This is a genomic window from Mycobacterium neumannii (assembly GCF_048452905.1).
In the GTDB taxonomy this organism is placed as follows: Bacteria; Actinomycetota; Actinomycetes; order Mycobacteriales; family Mycobacteriaceae; genus Mycobacterium; species Mycobacterium neumannii_B.
The window spans coordinates 1-766 of record NZ_JBCGVF010000014.1 but is presented as its reverse complement, the minus strand read 5'-3'; the positions used below and the strand labels follow the sequence as shown (position 1 = coordinate 766).

The 766-nt window shown below is 65.0% G+C and carries 1 protein-coding gene; it reads right to left on the bottom strand.

Translation table 11 applies throughout. The features are described from left to right. Positions 1-749 (bottom strand): DUF222 domain-containing protein (locus AAHH99_RS24905; protein WP_418771137.1); only part of this gene is annotated, 749 nt, incomplete at its 3' end. Between the last annotated feature and the right edge of the window lie 17 nt (positions 750-766).

The following is a 766-nucleotide window of genomic DNA, read 5'->3' as shown; positions in this document are numbered from 1 at the left end:
CCCGAGGTGCACGGCTGGGCATCGTCGGGATTGCACATGCCCGGGGCGGCGTATTTGGCGAAGATCGCCTCCCACACCGCCCACGCTTCGGGGGTCAGCATCGCGCGCAGCCCCACCATCCCGTCGGGGCCTTGTGGGGATTTTGTGATTCCGCGTTTGCGGGCCCGGTCGACGTCGCTGGGTGCGGGGCCGTCTTGGTCGAGCAAAAACAGCGTCAGCTCAGCGGCATCGGTGAGTTCTTTGGGCCCGACCTTGACCGCGGTGCGCACCAGGTCCAGTTCGAACTGTTCGCGGGTGGCGGTGTCGACCCAGCCTGGTAGTTTGGTGATCGATTTGCGGATGACCTCGACATGTTCGGCGTTGATCAACCCGTGGGCTTGAGCAGCGGCGGTAGCCGCTAATGCCGGCGGCAGCGACGGGCCCGTCACCGCCTGGCGCGGCGCCAACAATTCAGCCTCGGTCAAGCGCCGATTGGCCTCGCGCGTGGAGATCCGATACCGCACCCGCAGGACTTCTTTCCAGGAGTGCGCACCCATCTGAGCCGGTGTCGTCTCGCACCGCAGCCGGGCCAAAAGGCGCTGACCCAACGCCGGCAGCTGACACGACAGGGTTTCGAACTCATCGAGAGCGGCCACCAGTTCATGGCGGGTCAACAGGTCCAAATCACAGGCCACCACCTGCTCATAAGCCGCGCGCAGCCCGGCGATCGCCGCCTGCAACGCTGTCCCCGACATACCTCGAACATACATTCGACATCCGACAAATC